Origin of the sequence: Streptomyces cinereospinus (assembly GCF_042430725.1) — a bacterium.
GTDB classification, from domain to species: Bacteria; Actinomycetota; Actinomycetes; order Streptomycetales; family Streptomycetaceae; genus Streptomyces; species Streptomyces cinereospinus.
The window spans coordinates 1-1,528 of record NZ_JBHMCY010000173.1 but is presented as its reverse complement, the minus strand read 5'-3'; the positions used below and the strand labels follow the sequence as shown (position 1 = coordinate 1,528).

1 protein-coding gene is annotated in these 1,528 nt (G+C 74.5%); it reads left to right on the top strand.

From position 1 onward, the window contains the following. The coding region (mhpA, locus tag ACFF45_RS35350; RefSeq protein ID WP_381351138.1) for a bifunctional 3-(3-hydroxy-phenyl)propionate/3-hydroxycinnamic acid hydroxylase MhpA at window positions 1-1,528 on the top strand (1,528 nt) is incomplete at both ends.

Below are 1,528 nucleotides of genomic sequence, written 5' to 3'. Positions count from 1 at the left end.
CGGCCCGTGGTCGACTGCACCATTGTCGGTGGTGGTCCGGTCGGCCTGCTGACCGCCGTCTTCCTGGGCCGGGCGGGCCTGCGGGTGGCCGTCGTGGAGCGCTGGCCCCAGCGGTATCCGCTGCCGCGGGCCTGCACCATCGACCACGAGGCGCTGCGCATCCTCCAGGCCGCGGGTCTCATGGCGGACCACGCCGACCTGTTCGAGCCGTCCCAGGGCGAACGGGGCGGCTACGAGTTCCGCAACGGCGAGGGCGAACTCCTCCAGGCGATCGACTGGAACAGGACCGCCGAGTCGGGGTGGGCGAACACCAACGGCTTCCACCAGCCCGACCTGGAGGCGGCCCTGGAGGCCCTCGCGGCCGCGACCCCGGGCGTGAGCGTGCACCGCGGATGGACCTTCCGGTCACTGGACCAGGACGGCGAGGGCGTCTCCGCCCAGCTGGCTCCCACCGGGCAGCCGGACGAGGTCGCAGAGGTCCGGTCGCGGTGGCTCATCGGTGCGGACGGCGCCAACAGCGCCGTCCGCACCCACCTCGGCACAGGCGTGGACGACTCGGGGTTCCAGGCGGACTGGCTGGTGGTGGACTACCGGCCGCTGGCCGAGGAGAAGTGGAGCGCCTTCGTCACCCAGTACTGCGATCCGGCGCAGCCGGCGACCGCGGTCAGCAGCGGCCCGGGACGGCGACGGTTCGAGTTCATGCGCCCCGCCGGCATGACCGCCGAGGAACTGGGCCGGGAGAGCACGGCCTGGCGGCTCATGGCGCCCTGGGGCGTGACCCCGCAGACGGCCCGGCTGGAACGGCACGCCGTGTACACGTTCCGGGGGCGGTGGGCGCGGAGCTGGCGCGAGGGGAACGTCTTCCTCGCGGGCGACGCGGCCCACCTCATGCCGCCCTTCCTCGGCCAGGGGCTGTGCGCGGGACTGCGGGACGCCCGGGCGCTGACCTGGCGGCTGGGCATGGTGCACCGCGGGCTGGCGGCGCCGGCCGTGCTCGACACGTACGGTCCGGAACGCGCCGGACACGTCCGGGAGATCATCGACGAGGCCGTCGCCGCCGGCCGGGTCATCTGCGAACTCGACCCCGAACGGGCGGCCGCCCGGGACGCCGAGATGAAGAAGCGGGCGCGTGACCCGGAGACCGCCACCCGCAAGCCTCCGCACCCCCGGCTGGGCGAGCCGTCCCTGACCCTCCCGGGCGAGGACGCCGCCGGACGGCTGGCACCCCAAGGGCGCATCGGGGTCGCCGGCGTGGAGGGACTGTTCGACGACCTCGTCGCCGGCGGCGGCTGGCAGCTGATCAGCCGCGCCGGGGACCCGACGGAAGCGTTGAGCGAGGAGGAGACGTCCTGGTTCCGGCGGATCGGCGGCGTGGCCGCCGACGTGTCGGGCAAGGGCTCCGTCCAGGATCTCGACGCCGCCTACGCGCGCTGGTTCACGGAGCACGGGTGCGAGGCGCTCCTGGCCCGGCCGGACTTCTACGTGTTCGCGGCCGGCGCGCACGACGACATCCCCCGCTTCGTCTCGC